Source organism: Rhodanobacter sp. UC4448_H15 (assembly GCF_052978265.1).
In genome coordinates, this window is record NZ_CM129665.1 from 2,117,827 (window position 1) to 2,137,623 (window position 19,797).

20 protein-coding genes and 1 tRNA gene are annotated in these 19,797 nt (G+C 67.2%); 15 read left to right on the forward strand and 6 right to left on the reverse strand.

Annotated elements, in window-relative coordinates; all coding sequences use genetic code 11:
- Positions 1 to 38: 38 nt before the first annotated feature.
- Complete coding sequence (locus tag ACVCMI_RS09480) at positions 39 to 1,493, reverse strand: MFS transporter (protein ID WP_447099016.1); 1,455 nt, start codon at positions 1,491 to 1,493, stop codon at positions 39 to 41.
- A gap of 183 nt (positions 1,494 to 1,676) precedes the next feature.
- Here ACVCMI_RS09480 and rnk point away from each other — a divergent pair, with 183 nt between their 5' ends.
- From rnk to ACVCMI_RS09500, 4 genes are all read left to right on the forward strand, one after another.
- Positions 1,677 to 2,084, forward strand: coding sequence for a nucleoside diphosphate kinase regulator (gene rnk, locus ACVCMI_RS09485; protein WP_395118264.1), 408 nt, complete (start codon positions 1,677 to 1,679; stop codon positions 2,082 to 2,084).
- A gap of 61 nt (positions 2,085 to 2,145) precedes the next feature.
- Positions 2,146 to 4,536: an NAD-dependent DNA ligase LigA gene (gene ligA / locus ACVCMI_RS09490; RefSeq protein ID WP_447099015.1), complete on the forward strand. Its 2,391-nt coding sequence runs from the start codon at positions 2,146 to 2,148 to the stop codon at positions 4,534 to 4,536.
- Positions 4,536 to 5,492 carry an EF-P lysine aminoacylase EpmA gene (gene epmA / locus ACVCMI_RS09495; protein WP_447099014.1) on the forward strand — a complete coding sequence of 319 codons (957 nt, stop codon included), beginning with the start codon at positions 4,536 to 4,538 and terminating at the stop codon, positions 5,490 to 5,492. Before ligA ends, epmA begins: the two co-directional genes overlap by 1 nt.
- A gap of 218 nt (positions 5,493 to 5,710) precedes the next feature.
- On the forward strand, positions 5,711 to 7,015 hold the full coding sequence (locus tag ACVCMI_RS09500; protein ID WP_447099013.1) for an MFS transporter: 1,305 nt from the start codon (positions 5,711 to 5,713) through the stop codon (positions 7,013 to 7,015).
- 81 nt (positions 7,016 to 7,096) lie between these two features.
- Here the strand turns inward: ACVCMI_RS09500 and ACVCMI_RS09505 are convergent, their stop codons facing one another.
- Together ACVCMI_RS09505 and sbcB are read right to left on the reverse strand one after the other, a co-directional pair.
- The gene (locus ACVCMI_RS09505; RefSeq protein WP_447099012.1) at positions 7,097 to 7,783 is read right to left on the reverse strand and encodes a DUF2461 domain-containing protein; all 687 of its coding nucleotides are present in this window, start codon (positions 7,781 to 7,783) and stop codon (positions 7,097 to 7,099) included.
- Positions 7,784 to 7,855: 72 nt separating this feature from the next.
- Positions 7,856 to 9,298 (reverse strand): exodeoxyribonuclease I, encoded by a 1,443-nt coding sequence (gene sbcB, locus ACVCMI_RS09510; protein ID WP_447099011.1) that lies wholly within the window; start codon positions 9,296 to 9,298, stop codon positions 7,856 to 7,858.
- 69 nt (positions 9,299 to 9,367) lie between these two features.
- Here sbcB and orn point away from each other — a divergent pair, with 69 nt between their 5' ends.
- The 4 genes from orn (at position 9,368) to ACVCMI_RS09530 (ending at position 13,309) form a co-directional block, all read left to right on the forward strand.
- Positions 9,368 to 9,931, forward strand: coding sequence for an oligoribonuclease (gene orn / locus ACVCMI_RS09515; protein WP_395118278.1), 564 nt, complete (start codon positions 9,368 to 9,370; stop codon positions 9,929 to 9,931).
- A 37-nt stretch (positions 9,932 to 9,968) separates the two neighbouring features.
- Complete coding sequence (gene folP, locus ACVCMI_RS09520; RefSeq protein WP_447099010.1) at positions 9,969 to 10,877, forward strand: dihydropteroate synthase; 909 nt, start codon at positions 9,969 to 9,971, stop codon at positions 10,875 to 10,877.
- Positions 10,878 to 10,920: 43 nt separating this feature from the next.
- Positions 10,921 to 12,273: a phosphoglucosamine mutase gene (gene glmM / locus ACVCMI_RS09525; RefSeq protein ID WP_447099009.1), complete on the forward strand. Its 1,353-nt coding sequence runs from the start codon at positions 10,921 to 10,923 to the stop codon at positions 12,271 to 12,273.
- A 100-nt stretch (positions 12,274 to 12,373) separates the two neighbouring features.
- Positions 12,374 to 13,309, forward strand: a complete 936-nt coding sequence (locus tag ACVCMI_RS09530) for an isopenicillin N synthase family dioxygenase (protein ID WP_447099008.1) — start codon at positions 12,374 to 12,376, stop codon at positions 13,307 to 13,309.
- A 45-nt stretch (positions 13,310 to 13,354) separates the two neighbouring features.
- On the opposite strand, the gene ACVCMI_RS09535 is transcribed toward ACVCMI_RS09530, so the two are convergent.
- From ACVCMI_RS09535 to ACVCMI_RS09545, 3 genes are all read right to left on the reverse strand, one after another.
- A complete protein-coding gene (locus ACVCMI_RS09535; protein ID WP_447099007.1) occupies positions 13,355 to 13,768 on the reverse strand; it encodes a hypothetical protein in 414 nt (137 codons plus the stop codon).
- Between the two features lie 95 nt (positions 13,769 to 13,863).
- On the reverse strand, positions 13,864 to 14,535 hold the full coding sequence (locus tag ACVCMI_RS09540) for a DUF6445 family protein (protein ID WP_447099006.1): 672 nt from the start codon (positions 14,533 to 14,535) through the stop codon (positions 13,864 to 13,866).
- A gap of 1 nt (position 14,536) precedes the next feature.
- A complete protein-coding gene (locus tag ACVCMI_RS09545; RefSeq protein ID WP_447099005.1) occupies positions 14,537 to 15,349 on the reverse strand; it encodes an SDR family NAD(P)-dependent oxidoreductase in 813 nt (270 codons plus the stop codon).
- A gap of 98 nt (positions 15,350 to 15,447) precedes the next feature.
- Between ACVCMI_RS09545 and tpiA the strand changes: the two genes are divergently transcribed.
- The 7 genes from tpiA (at position 15,448) to ACVCMI_RS09580 (ending at position 19,705) form a co-directional block, all read left to right on the forward strand.
- A complete protein-coding gene (gene tpiA, locus ACVCMI_RS09550; protein ID WP_447099004.1) occupies positions 15,448 to 16,215 on the forward strand; it encodes a triose-phosphate isomerase in 768 nt (255 codons plus the stop codon).
- Between the two features lie 23 nt (positions 16,216 to 16,238).
- A complete protein-coding gene (secG, locus tag ACVCMI_RS09555; protein ID WP_447099003.1) occupies positions 16,239 to 16,703 on the forward strand; it encodes a preprotein translocase subunit SecG in 465 nt (154 codons plus the stop codon).
- Positions 16,704 to 16,715: 12 nt separating this feature from the next.
- A tRNA-Leu gene (locus ACVCMI_RS09560) sits at positions 16,716 to 16,800 on the forward strand.
- 184 nt (positions 16,801 to 16,984) lie between these two features.
- Positions 16,985 to 18,202: a tyrosine-type recombinase/integrase gene (locus tag ACVCMI_RS09565; protein WP_447099002.1), complete on the forward strand. Its 1,218-nt coding sequence runs from the start codon at positions 16,985 to 16,987 to the stop codon at positions 18,200 to 18,202.
- A gap of 114 nt (positions 18,203 to 18,316) precedes the next feature.
- Positions 18,317 to 18,673 carry a hypothetical protein gene (locus ACVCMI_RS09570; protein ID WP_447099001.1) on the forward strand — a complete coding sequence of 119 codons (357 nt, stop codon included), beginning with the start codon at positions 18,317 to 18,319 and terminating at the stop codon, positions 18,671 to 18,673.
- Positions 18,670 to 18,870 (forward strand): hypothetical protein, encoded by a 201-nt coding sequence (locus ACVCMI_RS09575; RefSeq protein WP_447099000.1) that lies wholly within the window; start codon positions 18,670 to 18,672, stop codon positions 18,868 to 18,870. Before ACVCMI_RS09570 ends, ACVCMI_RS09575 begins: the two co-directional genes overlap by 4 nt.
- Before the next feature lie 91 nt (positions 18,871 to 18,961).
- Complete coding sequence (locus ACVCMI_RS09580; protein WP_447098999.1) at positions 18,962 to 19,705, forward strand: hypothetical protein; 744 nt, start codon at positions 18,962 to 18,964, stop codon at positions 19,703 to 19,705.
- Positions 19,706 to 19,797 lie beyond the last annotated feature (92 nt).

Genomic DNA, 19,797 nt, shown 5'->3' on the forward strand with positions numbered 1-19,797 from the left:
TACACGCAGCCTCTCGCCGGGCGGCGCCTTGCCGCGGTTCAACCTGCCGCTGCGCCGGCTCGCGACAGCGGGCGATCGTGCCGCAGCCGGCCGAACACGCGGCTGGCCGCCGCCGTGACCAGCGCCAGCAGCAGCACCGTCCAGCGGAACGCCTCGACGTAATCCGCGCGCTCATGCCCCTGCAGCAGCGCCTGCATCAGCAGCGTAGACAGCGCGATGCCGAAGCTCATCGCGAGGTATTGCACGGTCGAGGCCATCGACGAAGCCATCGAGGCGTGCGCGATGTCCAGGTCGTGATAGATCAGCGTGTTCATCGCGGTGTACTGCAGCCCGGCGAAGCCGCCGTAGCAGAACGTCAACGTCGCGATGGCCCACACCGGCGTGGCCGGTCCGAGCAGGGCAAACGCCGCCAGCAGCACGGCCACGATCAAGGTGTTGCCCAGCAGCAGGCGGCGGTAACCCAGGTGCACCAGCACGCGATTGATCGCCCATTTGGCGCAGATCGAACCCAATGCCTGCGGCACCATCATCAGGCCGGCCATCAGCGGCGACCAGCCGCAACCGACCTGCAGGAACAGCACCAGCAACAGGAACATGCCGGAGATGCCGAGCCGGGTGAACAGGCCGCCGGCCAGCGCCACCCACACGCTGCGCACCTTGAGCAGGGTCAGGTCGGCGACCGGAAAGGCGGTGCGTCGGCTGTGCCACACATAGGCCAGGCCCAGCAGCACCGCCGCCAGACTGCATTGGCCGATGCGCATCCACGGCACGGGCGTGGCGCCGGCCAGCTCCGAGGCGATCAGCAGCAGGGCCGAGGCGGCGGCGAAAAGCCCGAAGCCGAACAGGTCGAAACGGTGTGCGCGCTCCAGCCGGTAGTCCGGCATGTCGCGCCGGTTCATCCACACCCCGGCGATCGCCACCGGCACGTTGATCAGGAAGATCAGCCGCCACGAGGTGAACTCCACCAGCGCGCCGCCGAGCAGGGGGCCGAGTACTGAACCCAGCAGGCCGAAGGTGGCCACCGTGCTCATCGCGCGCACGAACTCGCGCCTGTCGATGCTGCGCACCAGCACGTAGCGCCCGACCGGCATCAGCGAGGCGCCACCGATGCCCTGCAGCACGCGCGCGGCGACCAGTTGCGGCAGCGTCTGCGCCAGCCCGCACAGCAGCGAACCCAGCCCGAACACCACGATCGCGGCGCCGAACACCCGCCGCGTGCCCAGCCGGTCGCACAGCCACGGACTGGCCGGGATCAGGATCGCCAGGGTCAGGACGTAGCTGGTCAGCGCCGTGCGCATGCCCAGCGGGGTCACCTCCAGCGCCACGGCCATCATCGGCACCGCGGTGTTGACCACGGTGGAATCCAGCGCCTGCATGAAGAAGGCCGCCGCGACCAGCCACAGCAGGCCGCGGAAGCGCTCGCGCGTGGACGGCTCGGGCAAGGCGGCCGAAACCGTTGCTGAAGGGGCGTCCGCGGCGGCTGGGCTGGCCATGTCGGGCATGATAACTGTTGTGACAGCTTGCATTTGGCGCCGGGATTTTGCACAGTCACGTCTGATGCACCTGCCGCCGGTGATGTGCCAGGCGCGGCAGCGGATAACCGACCTCACGCGCCGGGACACCATGTTCTGGCGCGTGTTTTTGTGCGGCTGGAGCCGCGGGAACCAGGAATCACCATGAGTCATTCAGCAATCACCGTGTCGCGCATCGACCTGGATCGCATCGAAGCCCTGCTGGAGCGGCTGCCGGCAGCCGAGGCCGACAAGCTGCAGGCGCTGCGCGCCGAGCTGGATCGCGCCGACGTGGTCGAGCCGGCGGACATGCCGCCGCACATCGTGACGATGAACTCCACCGTGGTCTTCGAAGATGAGTCCGACGGCGAAAAGCTGACCCTCACCCTGGTCTACCCGGCCGGCGCCGGTGCGCCCGGTACGGTCTCGATCCTCGCCCCCGTGGGCAGTGCGCTGCTGGGCCTGGCGCGCGGCCAGCAGATCGACTGGCCGATGCCCGACGGGCGCAAGCGCCGCCTGAAAGTGCTGGAGATCACCTACCAGCCCGAGGCCGCCGGCCACCTGCACCGCTGAGCGCCGCGCGCGCGGCGGGCGCACCGGCGGGTCGCTAAACTGCGCGGAGAAGGAGACCCGCATGGCCGCAACCGCCGTTCCCGCCGACATCCTGGCCCGCGCCGCCGCACTGCGCGCGCAGATCGAGCAGGCCAATTACCGCTACCACGTGCTCGACGACGCGGACATCACCGATGCCGCGTACGACCGCCTGATGCGCGAACTGGAAGCGCTGGAAGCCGCACACCCGGCGCTGGCCTCACCCGATTCACCGACGCGCAAGGTCGGCGCACGCGCGCACGGCGGCTTTGCCGAGGTGCGCCACGCGATCCCGATGCTGTCGCTCGGCAATGCCTTCGAGCAGGACGGCGAGACCGATCGCGAACGCTTCCACGAGGTGGCCGAGTTCGAGCGGCGCATCGAGCAGACGACAAAACGGACTGAACCAGTTTTCTCGGTCGAACCCAAGCTCGATGGCCTGGCGATCAGCCTGCGCTACGAGCATGGCGTGTTCGTGCAGGGTGCCACCCGCGGCGACGGCGAAACGGGCGAGGACGTCACCGCCAACCTGCGCACGGTGCGGGCGATCCCGTTGAAGCTGCGCGGCAAGGACTGGCCCGAGGTGCTCGAAGTACGCGGCGAGGTGATCATGCTGCGCAAGGATTTCGAGGCGTTCAACGCATACGCCCGCGCCCACGACGAGAAGCCGCTGGCCAATCCGCGCAACGGCGCTGCCGGCTCGCTGCGCCAGCTCGACCCGGCGATTACCGCGAAGCGGCGGCTCAGTTTCTTCGCCTACGCGATCGGCGTGGTCGAGGGCGGCGAGCTGCCGCCGACCCATTCGGCCACGCTGCGGCAGCTGCGCGAGTGGGGGTTCCCGGTGTCGCCGGAAGTGGACATCGCACGTGGCTTCGATGGCCTGATCGCCTATTTCCGGCGCATCGGCGCCAGGCGCGACAGCCTGCCTTACGACATCGACGGCGTGGTCTACAAGCTGGACGATTACGAAGGCCAGCGCGAGATGGGTTTCGTCTCGCGCGCGCCGCGCTGGGCGATCGCGCACAAGTTTCCCGCGCAGGAGCAAACCACCCGCCTGCTAGACATCGAGGTGCAGATCGGCCGCACCGGCGCCGCCACGCCGCGCGCGCGGATGGAGCCGGTACAAGTGGCCGGCGTCACCGTCACCTACGCCACGCTGCACAACGCCGACCAGGTCGCGCGGCTGGATGCGCGCATCGGCGACACGGTGATCGTGCGCCGTGCCGGCGACGTGATTCCGGAAGTGGTGCGCGTGGTCGAGGGCCAGCGCCCGCCCGGCACGGTGCCGTGGACGATGCCCGCGCAATGCCCGGTGTGCGGTTCGGCGCTGATCCGCGAAGAGGGCGCCGCCGCCTGGCGCTGCTCCGGCGGACTGATCTGCGCGGCACAGCGCAAGGAGGCACTGATCCACTTCGCGTCGCGTCGTGCCATGGACATCGAAGGCCTGGGTGAGCGCTTCGCCGAGGCGCTGGTGGAGTTCGACATCGTGCACTCGCCAGCCGATCTGTACGCGCTCACCGTCGACAGCTTCGTGGCGATGAAGCAGGCGATCGACGAACGGGATGGCACCACGCCCGAAACGGTCAAGGCCGGCAAGGTGGCGACCAAGTGGGCCGAGAACCTGGTCGCCGGCATCGAGGCCAGCAAGCACACCACGCTGGCGCGCTTCCTGTTCGCGCTGGGCATCATGCATATCGGCGAGAGCACGGCCAAGACGCTGGCCGCGTGGCTGGGCCGGCTCGATGTCGTGCGCGCCATGCCGGCGCCGGTACTGCGCGTGCTGCCTGACGTTGGCGCCGAAGTGGCCACCTCGATCGCCGGCTTCTTCGCGCAGGCGGGCAACCAGCAGGTGGTCGATGCGCTGCTCGAGGCCGGCATCGTGTTCAGTGACGAGAGCGCGCCTTCGCCGCAGCTGCGCGAGCGGCTGAATCTGGGCGTGCTGCTGGACATGGCCGGGATCAACAAGCTCGGTCCCAAGAGCAGCAAGCTGCTGGCGCAGCATTTCCCCACGCTCGATCGCCTGCTCGCCGCGGGCGCGGCGCACTGGATCACCGCTGGCGTGCCGCAGGCCGCGGCGGCGGCGTTGGAAGCCTTCCTGGCCGATCCCGCTGCACAGGCTGCGTTGCGCGATGCCGAGGCAGCGATGCACCGCCTGCTCGATGCGATTCCCGCCGGCGCGGCCGTGGCCACGGCGCCGCTGGACGGGCAGACCTTCGTGCTCACCGGCACGCTGGCCTCGCTCAGCCGCGACGAGGCAAAGGATCGGCTGGAGGCGCTGGGCGCCAAGGTCTCCGGATCGGTCTCGAAAAAGACCAGCGTGGTGGTGGCAGGCGTTGAAGCCGGCTCGAAACTGGACAAGGCGCAGGAGCTTGGCGTGCCGGTCTGGGACGAGGCGCAGTTGCTGGCCTTGCTCGACGAGCACGGGGCGGGTTGATGAGTCTCGCCCTGCCTGACGCCCTGCGCTTGCGTGCACGGCTGTACGCCCTGATCCGCGCGTATTTCGCCACGCGCGACGTGCTGGAGGTGGAAACCCCGGTGCTGTCGGCAGCCGGCAATACCGATCCGAACATGCAGGGTTTCAGCACGACCTTCAGCGGCCATGTCGATGCCGGTGCGCGCGAGCGCTGGTTGCGCACCTCGCCGGAGTACCCGCTGAAGCGGCTGCTCGCGGCGGGTGTCGGCGACTGCTACGAGCTGGGCCGGGTGTTTCGCAACGGCGAGGCGGGCGGGCGTCACAACCCCGAGTTCACCATGCTGGAGTGGTACCGGGTCGGTTGGGACCATCGCCGGCTGATGCAGGAAACCATCGTGCTGGTGGAGGCTGCGCTGGGGCTGGTGGGGCGGCGCGCCGAGGTGCGGGTGACCACGTACCGGCAGCTGTTCCTGGACGGGCTGGGCATTGACCCGTTGCATGCGCCGGTGGACGAACTGCGTGCGCCGCTGACCGCGTTCGGCATCGGCCCGGACGGGCTTGGCCGTGACGACTGGCTCGACCTGTTGATCACCCACAAGCTGCAGCCGGCGTTTCCGCGCGACCGCATCACGGTGATCCACGACTATCCGGCCAGCCAGTGTGCACTGGCGAAGATTCGCCCCGGCGAACCGCCGCTGGCCGAGCGCTTCGAGCTGTATCTGGGCCGTTACGAGCTGGCCAACGGCTACCACGAGTTGAACGATGCGGCCGAGCAGCGCGGGCGCTTCGAGCGCGACAACGCGGTACGCCGCGAGCGCGGCCTGCGCGAGATCCCGTTGGACGAGAACCTGCTGGACGTGCTCGATGCCATGCCTGCTTGCGCCGGCGTGGCGCTGGGCGTGGAGCGTCTGTTGATGTGCCTGGCCGATACCGACGCGATCGCCGACGTGTTGGCGTTTCCGTTTGCCCGGGCGTGAGACGCGGCGCGCGACCGGGCCGGTCGCACGCCTTGTCGCTCAGGCGGAGTCGCCCCCGCCGGTTGCTCCAGCCGGTCGACCGGGCTTGAAATCCCCGGCCAGTCGCGCCGGAGACCCATCGGAAAACGGCTCGCAGCCCGAGCACCCAGGTCGATCGGGCGGACCGGTTTTTGGGTTATGTTTCCGCGGCGGCCACGGCGGCTCCCGGAAAACTGACGATGATCGAACATGGCCTCGTGTTGCAGCGTGACATCACGGATGACCGGACTCTCGGTCGCCGCGACATCCGCACGCTGACCCTGGCGGCCCTGGGCGGCGCGCTGGAGTTCTACGACTTCGTGGTGTTCGTGTTTTTCGCGATCCCGCTGAGCCAGCTGTTCTTCCCGCACGACACCGCGCCGTGGCTGGCGCAGCTGCAGGTGTTCGGCATCTTCGCGGCGGGCTACCTCGCGCGGCCGCTGGGCGGCATCGTGATGGCCCACTATGGCGACAAGCTGGGGCGCAAGCGGATGTTCACGCTCAGCGTGTTCCTGATGGCGGTGCCCACGCTGGGTATCGGCCTGCTGCCGGTATACGCGCAGGTCGGCATGCTGGCGCCGCTGGCCTTGCTGTCGCTGCGGGTGGTGCAGGGCATCGCGGTGGGAGGCGAAGTACCCGGCGCGTGGGTGTTCGTGGCCGAGCACGTGCCGGCGCGACGGGTGGGATTTGCCTGCGCCAGCCTCACTTCGGGGCTGACCGTGGGCATCGTGATCGGCTCGCTGGCGGCGGCGGCGATCAACAGCCGGATGAGCCCGGCGACCGTGCTCGATTGGGGCTGGCGCGTGCCGTTCCTGGTCGGCGGCGTGTTCGGTTTCTTAGCGGTGTGGCTGCGGCGCTGGCTCAGCGAGACGCCGGTATTCGAGGCGATGCACGCCCGGCGAGAGCTGGCCAGCGGCCTGCCGCTGCGGCAAGTATTCGAGCAGCATTTTCCCAGTGTGCTGCTGTCGATGCTGGTGACCTGGATGCTCACCGCGGCGATCCTGGTGATCGTCCTGATGACGCCGTCGCTGGTGCAGTCGGTGTTCCATGTGGCGCCGGCGCGGGCGTTCCTCGGCAACACCGTGGCCTCCGTCGCGCTGGCGTTGGGCTGTCTGGGCTATGGCGTCCTGGCGGATCGAATCGGGTTTGCGCGCGCGCTGCTGTTCGGCGCGGCCGGCCTGGTGGTGTGCAGCTACGCGCTGTATCTGGATCTGCGCTTCGGGGCGGCGCATTTCCTCGTGCTGTACGCGCTCGCCGGGCTGGCCGTCGGCGTGGTCGGCGTGGTCCCGGCGCTGATGGTGGTGGCGTTCCCGCCCGCGGTGCGCTTCTCCGGATTGTCGTTCTCGTACAACATCGCCTACGCAGTGTTCGGCGGCATCACGCCGCCGCTGATCGGCCTGCTGGTGAAGCAGTTCGGCGTGCTGGCGCCGGCGCATTACGTGGCGTTCGCCGCGGTGATCGGGATGGGCGTGGCGTACACGCAACTTCGTCGCCGGCATGCGTAGGAGCCCGCTTGCGGGCGATGCTTTTCCCTGCGCGCACGAAGACAAGAGCATCGCCCGCGAGCGGGCTCCTGCCGTGGGCGATCAGAACTCCAGCTCCTGCGCGGCGCACAGATAGTCGACCAGCGGAGCGACGCGCTTGAAGGTGGCGACCGTCCACGGCAGCAGTTCGTCAGAGCAGGCCAGCGCTTCGCTGAAGCCGGTGCTGGCGATGAAATCCTTGCGCTTGAGATCCTCGATCAGCTCATGCGCCGGGTCGTAGCCGCGCGGCGGGCGGATCAGCGATTCACCGGCGAGCTGCAGGTGCTCCCGGAAGGTCTTGCTTCGCGTGGCGCGCTTCCATGCTTCCGGATTGTCGACCAGGAATTCGCGGATGTGCTTCAGTGCGTCCGGTTCCGGATGCCACATGCCGCCACCGGCGAAACAGTCGCCGGGTTCGATGTGGAGGTAGAAACCGGGCGCCTGGATCTCGTGGCGTCGCTCATGGGTGAAACGCGAGCCCTGCCAGGATTTGTACGGCAGCTTGTTGTTGGAGTAGCGCGTGTCGCGGTAGATGCGGTACAGCGAACCGCCGTTCTTGCGCGGGTCGGCGCGGTAGTGCGGGCTGATCTCCGCCAGCGGCGCCTGCAGGTCGGCGATCAGGACGAGGAACGGCTCGCGCACGTGGCGCTCGTAGTCGTCCTTGTGCGCGTGGAACCAGTCGCGATGGTTGTTGCGTTCCAGAGCGCGCAGGAAGCGGAAGGTGGCGGGGGTGAAATAGCTCTTGGGCATGGTGGTTCGTCGAGGGTGGGGCGGGCATTGCGCCGGGCTTTGGGCGTGTCGCGGTGGCGGGCAGCGCCGGCCCTACGTTCCGTCGATGCTGTGGGCGAGTTGCTCGCCCCAGGCCTGCAACTGATCGAGCAGGGGCAGCTTGTCCTGCGCGGCCGGATCGTGGCGCAGCTCGCCGAGGCGGGCGAAGTAGTCATCGAGCGTGAGTCCGGTCAGCGGCGTGTGGCGAGTCAGCCGTGCCTGGCGGAATGCACCCCAACGCACGTGTTCCTCCACGTCCAGCGTCTCGGGCCAGTTGCGCGCGCGGTAGCGGAACAGCAGCTCCGGATAGCGCGGGTCGCGGAATGGAAACGCGCGCGTGCCCAGTTCTGCCGGTGGCGTGGCACGTACCTGGGCCAGCAGGCGCTTGTCGGCATCGGGCAGGAAGCCGTTGTAGAGCGCCAGCTCCGGATCTTCCGGCGGAGGAAACTCCGCGGCGCGCTGGAACACGCGACGCAGCTTTTCGGCCAGCCCGTCGACCGCGCGCAAGGTGTCGCGATGCGCGAGGCAACGCTCCAGGTCGAGTTGCAGGCGCTGCAGGTCCACGCCTTGCAGCACCGACAGCGGCGCCAGCGCCGGTGCGTGGTTTGCCCGCACCGTGCGCAGCGGGATGCGTTCGATGCCTTCGGGGAGATCGGCACGCGGCGTGAAGATGCGGTCGGCGATCTCGTCTTCGTCCAGCGCCAGCCATTCGACCGGATCGGTGGCCAGGTCGTACACGATCACTTCGCCGGCGCGGCCCGGATGCGCGGCCAGCGGCGCGATCAGTGCAAGGCAGTGGCGACTGGCCGGGTAGCGCGAGGAGACGTGCACCAGCGGCGTCATGTTCACCACGTCGAGCAGGTCGAACACCTTCTGCTTGCGGCGCAACGCGTAGTACCAGTCCCACAGTCGCGGTTGGCGCACACGGATCAGCCGGGCCAGGTCGATCAGCGCACGGACGTCGGACAGGGCATCATGCGCCCGCTCCTGGCTGAGCCGGTTCGCGCTGGCCAGGTGCTCCAGCTTGAAACTCGGCGAGCCATCCTCGCGGGTCGGCCAGACAATGCCCTCGGGGCGCAGCGCCTGGCACATGCGCACCAGGTCGATCAGGTCCCAGCGCGAATTGCCGTTCTCCCATTCGCGGCCGTACGGGTCGTGGAAGTTGCGGTAGAGCATCTGCCGGGTGAATTCGTCGTCGAAACGCAGCGAGTTGTAGCCGACTCCGCAGGTGCCTGGTGCGGCCAGCTGTTCATGCACGCGGGCGGCGAAGTCGGCCTCGCCGACGCCCTCGCGCTCGGCCTGCTGCGGCGTGATGCCGGTGATCAGGCAGGCGTCCGGATGAGGCGGCATCTCCAGCGGGGGCTTGCCGTAGAACATCACGGGTTCGCCGACGATTTCCAGCTCCAACGTGGTGCGGATGCCGGCGAACTGCAGTGGGCGGTCGCGGCGTGGATCGGCGCCCGAGGTCTCGTAGTCGTGCCAGAAGAAGGTCTGCATCCGGCGATGATCGCATGCAGGCATCCGTCACGGGCAAGGCTGATAAACTGGGTCGCACAAGGAGATTCCATGAGCCAAGCCAACGAAGAAAACCTGATCTGGATCGATCTGGAGATGACCGGCCTCGACACCGACAATGATTCGATTCTCGAGATCGCCACGGTGGTTACCGACAAGAACCTCAACGTGCTGGCCGATGGCCCGGTCTTCGCGATACGCCATGAAATCGACCGGCTGGAATCCATGGACAGCTGGAACATCAACCAGCATCACAAATCCGGCCTGTGGCGCCAGGTGCTGAACTCGCAGACCGACCACGCGATGGCCGAGCAGGCCACCGTGGAGTTCCTGCGCGCCTGGGTGCCGCCAGGCAAGTCGCCGATGTGCGGCAACTCGATCTGCCAGGACCGGCGCTTCATGCACCGGCAGATGCCGCGGCTGGAGCGCTATTTCCACTATCGCAACCTCGACGTGTCCACGTTGAAGGAACTGGCGCGTCGCTGGGCGCCGGAAATCGCCAAGAGCGTGGGCAAGGAATCGGCGCACACGGCGTTGTCCGACATCCGCGATTCCATCGCCGAGCTGCGCCATTACCGGCGCTACATGGGCGAGCTGGGCGGCACGGGCGGATGAGCCCGCGGGCAGCAGGGCACGGCGCGGAGACATCAGCATGACGAACGAATGGTTTGCACCGGTACTGGACTGCGCCGGTCGCGCCCTGTCGCTGGATCGCCCGCGCGTGGTCGGCATCCTCAACCTCACGCCTGATTCGTTTTCCGACGGCGGCATCCACGCCAACGTGGACGACGCGGTGGCGCACGGCGTGCGCATGGTCGAGGAGGGCGCGGACATGCTCGACGTGGGTGGCGAATCCACCCGTCCCGGCGCCGACGAGGTCTCCGTCGAGGAGGAGTTGCGCCGCGTGCTGCCGGTGATCGAGCAGCTGGCGGCGCGCACGACGGTGCCGATCTCCATCGACACCTCGCGCCCGCAGGTGATGCGCGCGGCGGTGGCCGCGGGTGCGGGCATGATCAACGACGTGTACGCGCTGCGCCGCGACGGGGCGCTGGAGGCGGCAGCCGAGCTGGGCGTGCCGGTGTGCCTGATGCACATGCTGGGCGAGCCGCGCAGCATGCAGGACGACCCGCATTACGACGACGTCGTCGCCGAGGTGCATCGTTTCCTCACCGATCGCCTGTTTGCCTGCGAGCTGGCGGGCATCGACCGGCGCAAGGTGGTGGTCGATCCCGGTTTCGGCTTCGGCAAGACGCTGGAACACAATATTGCGCTGCTGTGCGCGCTGGATCGTTTCACCAGCCTGGGCAGCGGGGTGTACGCCGGTCTCTCGCGCAAGCGCATGATCGGCACCCTGACCGGCCGCGCCACGCCGGCCGATCGCGCGGCCGGTTCGGTGGCCGCGGCGCTGATCGCAGTGCAGCGTGGTGCCCGCATCGTGCGTGTGCATGATGTGTTGCCCACGGTCGATGCGCTGGCGGTATGGAGTGCGGTGCAGGCGGCCGACGCGGCGCCGCGCCGGGACGATCGCCCACCTGCGCCGCGCTGGCCGGACGACGACTGAAAACGCCCCGTTCGATGCGCCCATCCTTTCTCGGAAGATCACGATGACAGAACGCAAGTATTTCGGCACCGACGGTATCCGCGGCCTGGTCGGGCAGTGGCCGATCAGTGCCGATTTCATGCTGCAGCTGGGCCGCGCCGTCGGCGCGGTGCTCGGGCGCGAGGGCGGCGAACGGCCCCGGGTGCTGATCGGCAAGGACACGCGCGTGTCCGGCTACATGTTCGAGGCGGCGCTGGAGGCCGGGCTGGTGGCGGCCGGCGCCGACGTCGGCCTGCTCGGCCCGATGCCCACGCCGGCCGTGGCGTTCCTGACGCGCTCCATGCGTGCGCAGGCCGGCATCGTGATTAGCGCCTCGCACAATCCGCACCACGACAACGGCATCAAGTTCTTCTCCGCCGCCGGCGAGAAGCTCTCCGACGCGGTGGAGCTGGCGATCGAGGCGGAGCTGGAGGCGCCGTTCGCCACGGTCGCCTCCGAGCGCTTGGGCAAGGCCGTGCGCGTCGCCGATGCGGTGGCGCGCTACGCGGAGTTCTGCAAGGCCACGGTAGCCGAGGATTTCAGCCTGCGCGGGATCAAGCTGGTGCTCGACTGCGCGCACGGCGCCACCTACCAGGTCGCGCCGAAAGTGTTTGCCGAACTGGGCGCCGAGGTGGTGGCGATCGGCGACAAGCCCGATGGCTTCAATATCAACGATGGAGTGGGTTCGACCCATCCGGAGGCGTTGCAGCAGGCGGTGCTGGCGCATGCGGCCGACCTGGGCGTGGCGTTCGATGGCGACGGCGATCGGGTGATCCTGGTCGATCGGCATGGCGAACTCGCCGATGGCGACGACATCCTGTTCATCCTCGCCCGACACCTGCGCGCGCAGGGCCTGCTGGCCGGTCCGGTGGTCGGCACCCTGATGAGCAATTTCGGGTTGCAGCAGGCGCTGGATGACCTCGGCGTGCCATTCATCCGCGCCAACGTCGGCGACCGCTACGTCATGCAGCAACTGCAGCAGCACCAGGGTGTGCTGGGTGGTGAAACTTCCGGCCACATCCTTTGCCTGGACCGGGCCAGCACCGGCGACGGCATCATCGCAGCGCTGGCCGTCCTGGAAGCACTGACGCATGCCGGCCATGACCTGGCCAGCGCGCGCCAGGGGCTGCAGAAGTTTCCGCAGGTCATGCTCAACGTGCGCGCCGAGGGTGCGCGCGAGTCGCTGCGGAGCGACGCGGTGCGCGCTGCATTGGGCGAGGTCGAGCGCGTCCTGCAGGGGCGCGGCCGGGTGGTGCTGCGCGCTTCGGGCACCGAGCCGGTGGTACGGGTCACGGTCGAGGGCGCCGACGCGGACGAAGTGCGGCAACTGGCGGATCGCCTCGCCGGAACGGTAAAATCCGCCGCCGAACGCTCGTGAACCTGAGGTAGTACCGGGTCGCCATGGATTGGCCCGACGTGCCCCGCCCCCTGCGGTGGCGGATCAATCGACCGCACGACCCTCCAATGGACGTTCACCCATGAAGCACGTTCCCACCCTCGACATCCGCCGTTACGACAGCGACCGCAACGCCTTCGTCGCGGAAATCGGTGCGGCCTACCGCGAATTCGGTTTCTGCTGCATCAGCGGCCACGGCATCGCGCGCGAGCTGATCGACGGCTCCTACGACGTGTTCCGGCGTTTCTTCGCGCTGCCCACCGAGACCAAGATGAAGTACCACGTGCCGGGCAGCGGCGGTGCGCGCGGCTACACGCCCTTCAAGGTCGAGACGGCCAAGGACAGCCAGTACGCCGACCTCAAGGAGTTCTGGCATATCGGCCGCGAGATCCCGCGCGATTCGAAGTTTGCCGAGCTGATGCCGCCGAACCTCTGGCCGGCCGAGGTGCCCGACTTCAAGCGCTACGGTTACGGCCTGTACGAGGCGCTCGACCAGCTCGGCACGCGCGTGCTTCGCGCGCTGGCGCTGCACATCAGGCAGCCGGAGAACTTTTTCGAGGACAAGACCGACGTCGGCAACTCGATCCTGCGGCCGATCCATTACCCGCCGATCACCGACGAGAATGTGCCGAACGTGCGCGCCGGTGCGCACGAGGACATCAACTTCATCACCCTGCTGGTCGGCGCCAGCGCCGAAGGGCTCGAAGTGCTCACCCGCGAGGGCGAGTGGCTGCCGATCACCACCGAGGGCGACGCGATCGTGGTGAACATCGGCGACATGCTGCAGCGCCTCTCCAACCACGTGTATCCGTCGACCACTCATCGCGTGGTCAACCCGCCGAACGAGAACGCGCGCAAGCCGCGCTACTCGGTGCCGTTCTTCCTGCACCCGAACCCGGACGTGATGCTCGATCCGCTCGATTCCTGCATCACGCCGGACAACCCGCGCCGCTACGACACCTCGATCAGCTCGCACGAATACCTGCTGCAGCGGTTGCGCGAGATCAAGCTGATCTAGGGCCGGGATGCGGGGCGCCCCGTCGGGCGCCCCGCGATGCCGTTGCTACTGGTTTTCCAGCGCGTGGGTGTTCTGCAGGTTGCGGCGGATGTCCTGTTCCAGGTAGTCGATCCAGCCGTTGTAGTTGCGATGGATGCTGCGCTGAGCGCCCTTCTCGCGATAGTTCAGGTTGGTGCTGCGCAGGTAGGTGAGGTTCACCGCCGCGGCGTCGTAGGTGATGCGGATGGTGGCGGTATGTTCGCGAATGTGCAGCGTGCTGAGGATGTCGCCGTCGGCAAGATTGTCCAGGGTCCAGCCGCGACCTTCGAGAGCATTGATGATGCTGGCCTTGACCTGCGCCTGGCTGACCCCGGTCGGCACGGCGATCGGTGCGGCGGGCTTCAGCGGCGCCGAGGTACAGGCAACGAGCGCCAGCGTGGCCAGAAGCACGAGTACCGTCCTTTTCAACAGTCGATCCATGAGAATTCCCCCTGTGTGGTGCAAGCGCGCGGACATGCGCCGCAGGATCATAGCCGACGAACGCAGGCGGTCCGCGGCAAGCTGATTCCGGAGGATTACGCCATCCAGAAGAACACGGCGGTCATGCGCTTGGCCGCCATCTCCAGTCCCCAGTACGCGCTGGCGCTGTGGATCAGGTTGGCCTTGTAGACCAGCAGCCGGTTCCAGCGGTGCGCCACGCGCACGTCTTCGACGAACGCATCCGGGCGCACGAAACGGTTGCCCAGGGCCTCGGCCAGGTTGCGATGCGGCGGCAACACGATGTTGCCGCCGAGCTGGCCGCCGGGCATGCGCTGGCGGAAGAAACTGGTGCCGCAGTGGTCCGGGACGCCCGGGTTGAGGTAGAGCACGGCGGCGTAGCGGCACAGGTGCGAGGAATCGGTGTGCGGCTTCACCGAGCCTTCGACCGAGCCGACGACCTGCACGCAATTGTGGTTGAGCCGGGTGCCGGCTTCGCTATGCTCGACCCAGACCCTGGCCGCACCGGTCAGTGCGCAGACTCGCGCATCCAGTGCCGCCAGTTCCCCATCGAGCAAGGCGGGCATGGCCCGCATGCCGGGCCAGACTTCACCCGTGTGCGGGTAGCCGAGTTCCCAGTCGGTGCGGGCCAGGCAGCGTTCGCGCACTTCACCGGCATTCGCCAGGACATCGTCCACCACCCAGTAATCGCGGCCTTGTTGTGGTTTGCGATAGGGGAGCGGACGCATCTGCGTCGGCATCAGCGACATGTCAGTGGGTTTCCGTGTCGCGATAACGCGTGCCTTGCCGTGCCGACAGCCGCAGTGCCAATCGGTCCGGCATCAGCTGCAGCGCCGTCTTGATGAAACGGTTGATCCGGCCCGGGATGTAGACCGCGTCGCCACGCTCCACCGCGGCAATGCCCCGGCGCACGACCTCGTCGGCGGTCAGCCACATGTAGCCGGGCAGCTTGTCCATTTTTGCGCGCGTGCCGGTGACGTCGTGGAACTCCGACCAGGTGAAGCCCGGGCACAGCGCGCTGACATGGACGCCGCACGCGCTGTTTTCCAGTGCCAGCGCCTGCGAGAACTTGATCAGGTAAGCCTTGCTCGCCGCATACAAGGTGTGGCCGGCCGGCGCCGGAACATGCCCGGCCAGCGAGGCCACGTTGATGATGCGACCGTATCCGCGCTGGCGCATGCCGGGGAGCAATCGCCAGGCCAGCTCGGTGGGCGCGGTGAGCAGCACGCGCAGGAAATCGGCATGCACCGGCCAGTCATTGGCGTCGAACCTGCCGGGCACGCCGTAGCCGGCGTTGTTGACCAGCCAGTCCACCCGCAGGGCGCGTTGCTCCATGGCATGGCAAAGGTCCACCACCGCCGTCGGCTCGCCCAGGTCGCAAGACAGCACCGTGACCGTGGTCGAGTGCGTCGCGTGCAGTTCCGTCGCCAGCTCCTGCAGGCGCTCGGTACGGCGCGCGGTGACCACCAGGTCATGGCCCCGTGCGGCAAGCTGGCGGGCGAACGCCGCACCGATGCCGGAAGAGGCGCCAGTAACCAGGCTGAGCGGGCGAGCAGGTGTCATCGGTGTTCCCTGTGAGTGCCGCCGCGCGTGACCGGCGGGTTTGCCGATGTCGCGGGCGCTGGCTAAGCTTGCCGTTTTGACGGCTACGGAAGCACACCATGCGCAAGAAACTGGTCGCTGGCAACTGGAAGATGCACGGCAGTCGCACGATGGCCGCCGCGCTCGTCGACGAGCTTGCTGCCGCCAAGCCGGCGTCGATCGACGTGAACGTGTTCCCGCCTTTTCCCTACCTGGCCGAACTGGCTGCGCAGCACCGTGACAGCGGCATCGGCTTTGGCGCGCAGGATCTGAGCGAGCACGAAGGGCAGGGCGCGTTCACCGGCGAAGTGTCCGGCGCGATGCTGGCGGATGTCGGCGCGCGCTGGGTGCTGGTGGGCCATTCGGAGCGCCGGCAGTACCACCATGAGGACAACGAGCTGGTGGCGCGCAAGTTCGCCGCTGCACGCGCGGCGGGCCTCACGCCGATCCTGTGCGTGGGCGAAACCCTGCAGCAGCGCGAAGCCGATGCCACCGAAAGCGTGATCGCCGCCCAGCTGCAGGCCGTGCTGCGCAGCTCGGGCATCGCCAGTTTCGACACCGCGGTGATCGCCTACGAGCCGGTCTGGGCGATCGGCACCGGCCGTACCGCCACGCCGGAACAGGCGCAGCAGGTGCATGCGTTCATTCGTAGCCAACTGGAAACCGAAGATGCTACACTTTCCCGTCTGACCCGACTGCTTTACGGCGGTAGCGTCAAGGCGGCGAATGCCGCCGAGTTGTTCGCGCAGGCGGACGTGGACGGTGGCCTGATCGGCGGTGCCTCATTGACTGCTGCGGACTTCCTGGCCATCTGCACCGCCGCACACCAGGCGCCCCAGGGCAGCTAGTACACAGGCTCGAATACAAACCTATGTTCGTCATTTTCAGCGTGTTTTACATCCTGATCGCTGCGGCCATGATCGTGCTGATCCTGCTGCAGAACGGTGCAGGCGCGGATGCCGGTTCCGGTTTCGGCGGCGGCGCGTCGGCTACGGTGTTCGGCGCGCGGGGTTCGTCGACCTTCCTGACCCGCGCCACCGGCGTGCTGGCCGGGCTGTTCTTCCTGCTCAGCCTCGGCATGGGCATTTACCTGCATGCCAACGGCGCGCCACAGCCCGCCGGCGGCGGCCTGGGCGTGATGGCCGGTTCGACGGAACAGCCTGCACCCGCAGCGGCGACACCGCCGGCCGCAACCAACGGTTCGGAAGTACCCGCGGCCAAGCCGGCCGCCGGCAAGGCCGTTCCGGCAGCGGCGCCCGCCGCCACGAACGCAGCGCCGGCCCAGAGCCAGGGCGACGTGCCGCCGGCAAAGCCGTCGGAGCCAACAAAGCACTGAAGCAACACACCTGCCCAGGTGGCGGAACTGGTAGACGCACTACCTTGAGGTGGTAGCGCCGAAAGGCGTGGGGGTTCGAGTCCCCCCTTGGGCACCAATAGACTGTTTCAGGACGTCCGATAGAGTCCGAGAAACACAACGAAACCCGCTACTTGGCGGGTTTTTTTGTGCCCGAGTGTCCCATATCGTCCGATACGGGCCTATTGCATCCGGTCAGAACTGTGAGTAACTTTGGGAGTAACAAGGCCGGGTGGCCGGTTACTCACGGCGGAGTTACTCACATGCTGACCGAGATCAAGCTGCGCTCCCTGCGCCCCCGCGGCGCGCTGTACCGGGTGGCCGACGGTAACGGGCTGGCGGTCGAGGTGCCGACGTCCGGGGCGCTACGCTGGCGCTACCGCTACCGGTTCGACGGCAGGGCCAAGATGCTGAGCCTGGGCACCTATCCGAGCGTGACGCTGGCGCAAGCCCGGCTGAGGCGTGACGCGGCCCGGGCCCAGGTCGCCCAGGGCGTCGACCCCAGCGCCGAACGGCAGGCCAGCAAGGAGGCGAAGGCGGAAGCCGCGGCCCCTGTCCCGACTTTCCGCCTGGTGAGCGAGCAGTGGATGGCCCGGCAGGACGTGGCCGAGATCACCGCGGCGAAGTCCCGCTGGATCTTGGAATCGTTCCTGTACCCGGACCTGGGCAGCCGGCCGATTGGCGAGATCACGGCGCGCGAGCTGCTGGACACCCTGCGCAAGGTCGAGGCCACCGGCAAGCTGGAAACCGCCAAACGGGCCAAGGTGAAGGCGGGGCAGGTGTTCCGCTACGCCATCCTGGAGGGGATCACCGACAACGACCCGACCGGCAGCCTGCGCGGTGCGTTGAAGTCGCCCAGGGTGAAGCATCATGCCGCCATCGTCGACCCGGCCCAAGTGGGCGAGCTGCTGCGCGCGATCGACGGCTTCACCGGCCAGTACGTGACCCTGTGCGCCCTGAAGCTGGCTCCGTTGCTGTTCGTGCGGCCTGGTGAACTGCGACAAGCCGAATGGGCCGAGTTCGACCTGGACGAAGCGATGTGGCGCATCCCCGGCGAGCGCATGAAGATGAAAGCCGCGCACCTGGTGCCGCTGTCCACCCAGGCGGTGGCGATCCTGCGCGAGTTGCAGACCTTCGCCGGCGGAGGCCGCTACGTGTTCCCGGGCCTGCGCACCGCCAGCCGACCCATGAGCGAGAACACTATCAATGCCGCGCTGCGCCGGCTGGGTTACTCCGGTGAGGAAATGACCGGCCACGGCTTCCGCGGCATGGCGGCGACGCGGCTCAACGAAATGGGCTGGAAGCCGGACGCGATCGAGCGCCAGCTGGCCCATGCCGAATCGAACAAGGTGCGCGAGGCCTACACGCACGCCGCGCAGTACCTGGACGAACGCACCCGCATGATGCAGGCGTGGGCGGACTACCTGGATGGCTTGCGCGCTGGCGGCAAGGTAGTCGCGTTCAAGAGCAAGGCTGGTTGAGTCGCACGCGATGCGACGCCGGCATGAAGAATCGGGCCTGGCCCGGTAAGCGGCGGAACCGGGTGTTACGAGCACCCGGCCCGCCTTCCACAACCGTTCCAATGGAGAACGATCATGGCAACGAAAAGTGTAACCGATGAATCCATTCCGCCCTTCAAACCGGTGCTTGAGGATGTTGGCTTCGACAGGAACGGCCTTGCCGAGAGTGCCGTTTGGGCATTGAATGGTGCTGAGGCAATCAGCACGATCATCATGGAGGACATCGACGGAGAGACCAAGGGCAAGTGGTCTGAGGGCTTCCTGTGGCATCTGCATCAAGGGCAGCAAGCCCTTTTGGCTTTCGCGCGTAATCAGACGCAGGCGCTGAGTCATGAGCTTTGGTACACGCACGCACTACTTGGTGACTATGGCGAACAGGCCAAAGCCGACGCGATCGCCAAGATCGAGAAGACAACAGGGGCAATCGCATGAGCACAAAAGGCCGTGATCTCGCCTCATCGGAAAAGCTCTCCGAGATATGCGTGTTGTTCAACTCCATGGAAGCCGTTATCAGCAGCCTTTACGACGCACTGGAAGAGTTTGGTAGTGACGGTGGACAAGCCTACGGACTGGCGATGACCCTCGAAAATCTCAACAATCAGGTAGGCCGGCACGCCGGCGCCATCTGACCGTTTCAACGCCGCGCCTAGGCTGATCCCCGAAAACCGGGCACCTTCCCCGGCTGGCGCGGCACCTGTTGAAGGGCGCAGAGGTGTGCGCGTGTCGACCCGTCCTGATTTCACTGCCGATCAAGTGCGCGAGCTGAAAAGTCTTGGCTTGTGTGATGAGCAAGTGGGTGAATTGCGCACCGCATTGAGCGTAGTTCGCCGAACACTATTCAAGCCCGCCGCACGCAATGCCGTGAAAGCAGTTTTGAAAGATGTGGAGAAGCGTTCAACCGAACTGATGCAGGTGCTTGCCGCCATAGCCGTTCCATCGGACGCCGCGCGAGGCGAGGCACTTGGCCGAATCGAGGAGGGCTATTGGCAAGGAGACCGCATGGATGATGACGGCCCTACGTCGATGCATCACTTGATTCCTCGCCTGCACGCACTGGCGGTGGCTGCACGGGATGGCGTCGCGACTATGCCAAGTGGGCCGACGCGGTATAGCAGCGCCGACCCAAGGCCTGTGAATGCGATTGATCGCGCACTGCTGTATGGCTGGACAAAGGCATATGGCCCCCGAGTGGGAACAACATACGGCCATGAAACTCTTGCCGACATGGTTGCAGATGCCAAGGCGAACCCGCCAGCACCACCGTACCCTGCCGAGTTTGATGCGTCGCGTTCGCCTGGCTGTGTCTTTTCTCGGGTGGTTGGAATCTGCTACGCGGCAGTGGGTGGGAATCCCGATCCCGATCGTGCAATCAGGAATTATCTTGAGATCAAGCGGGCGACCTTCCGGGAGGCGATGGAGGCATTTGAGGAAGGGGTGAAGAGCGCAGCGCGAAAGCCAAAATAGACGTTGGACAGAACGCCCCTTCTTCTCTGATGTTGTGTCCTATCGGGCAATCAATCAGGTGCATATTGTCCGTGACCATCCAAACCCGCAAA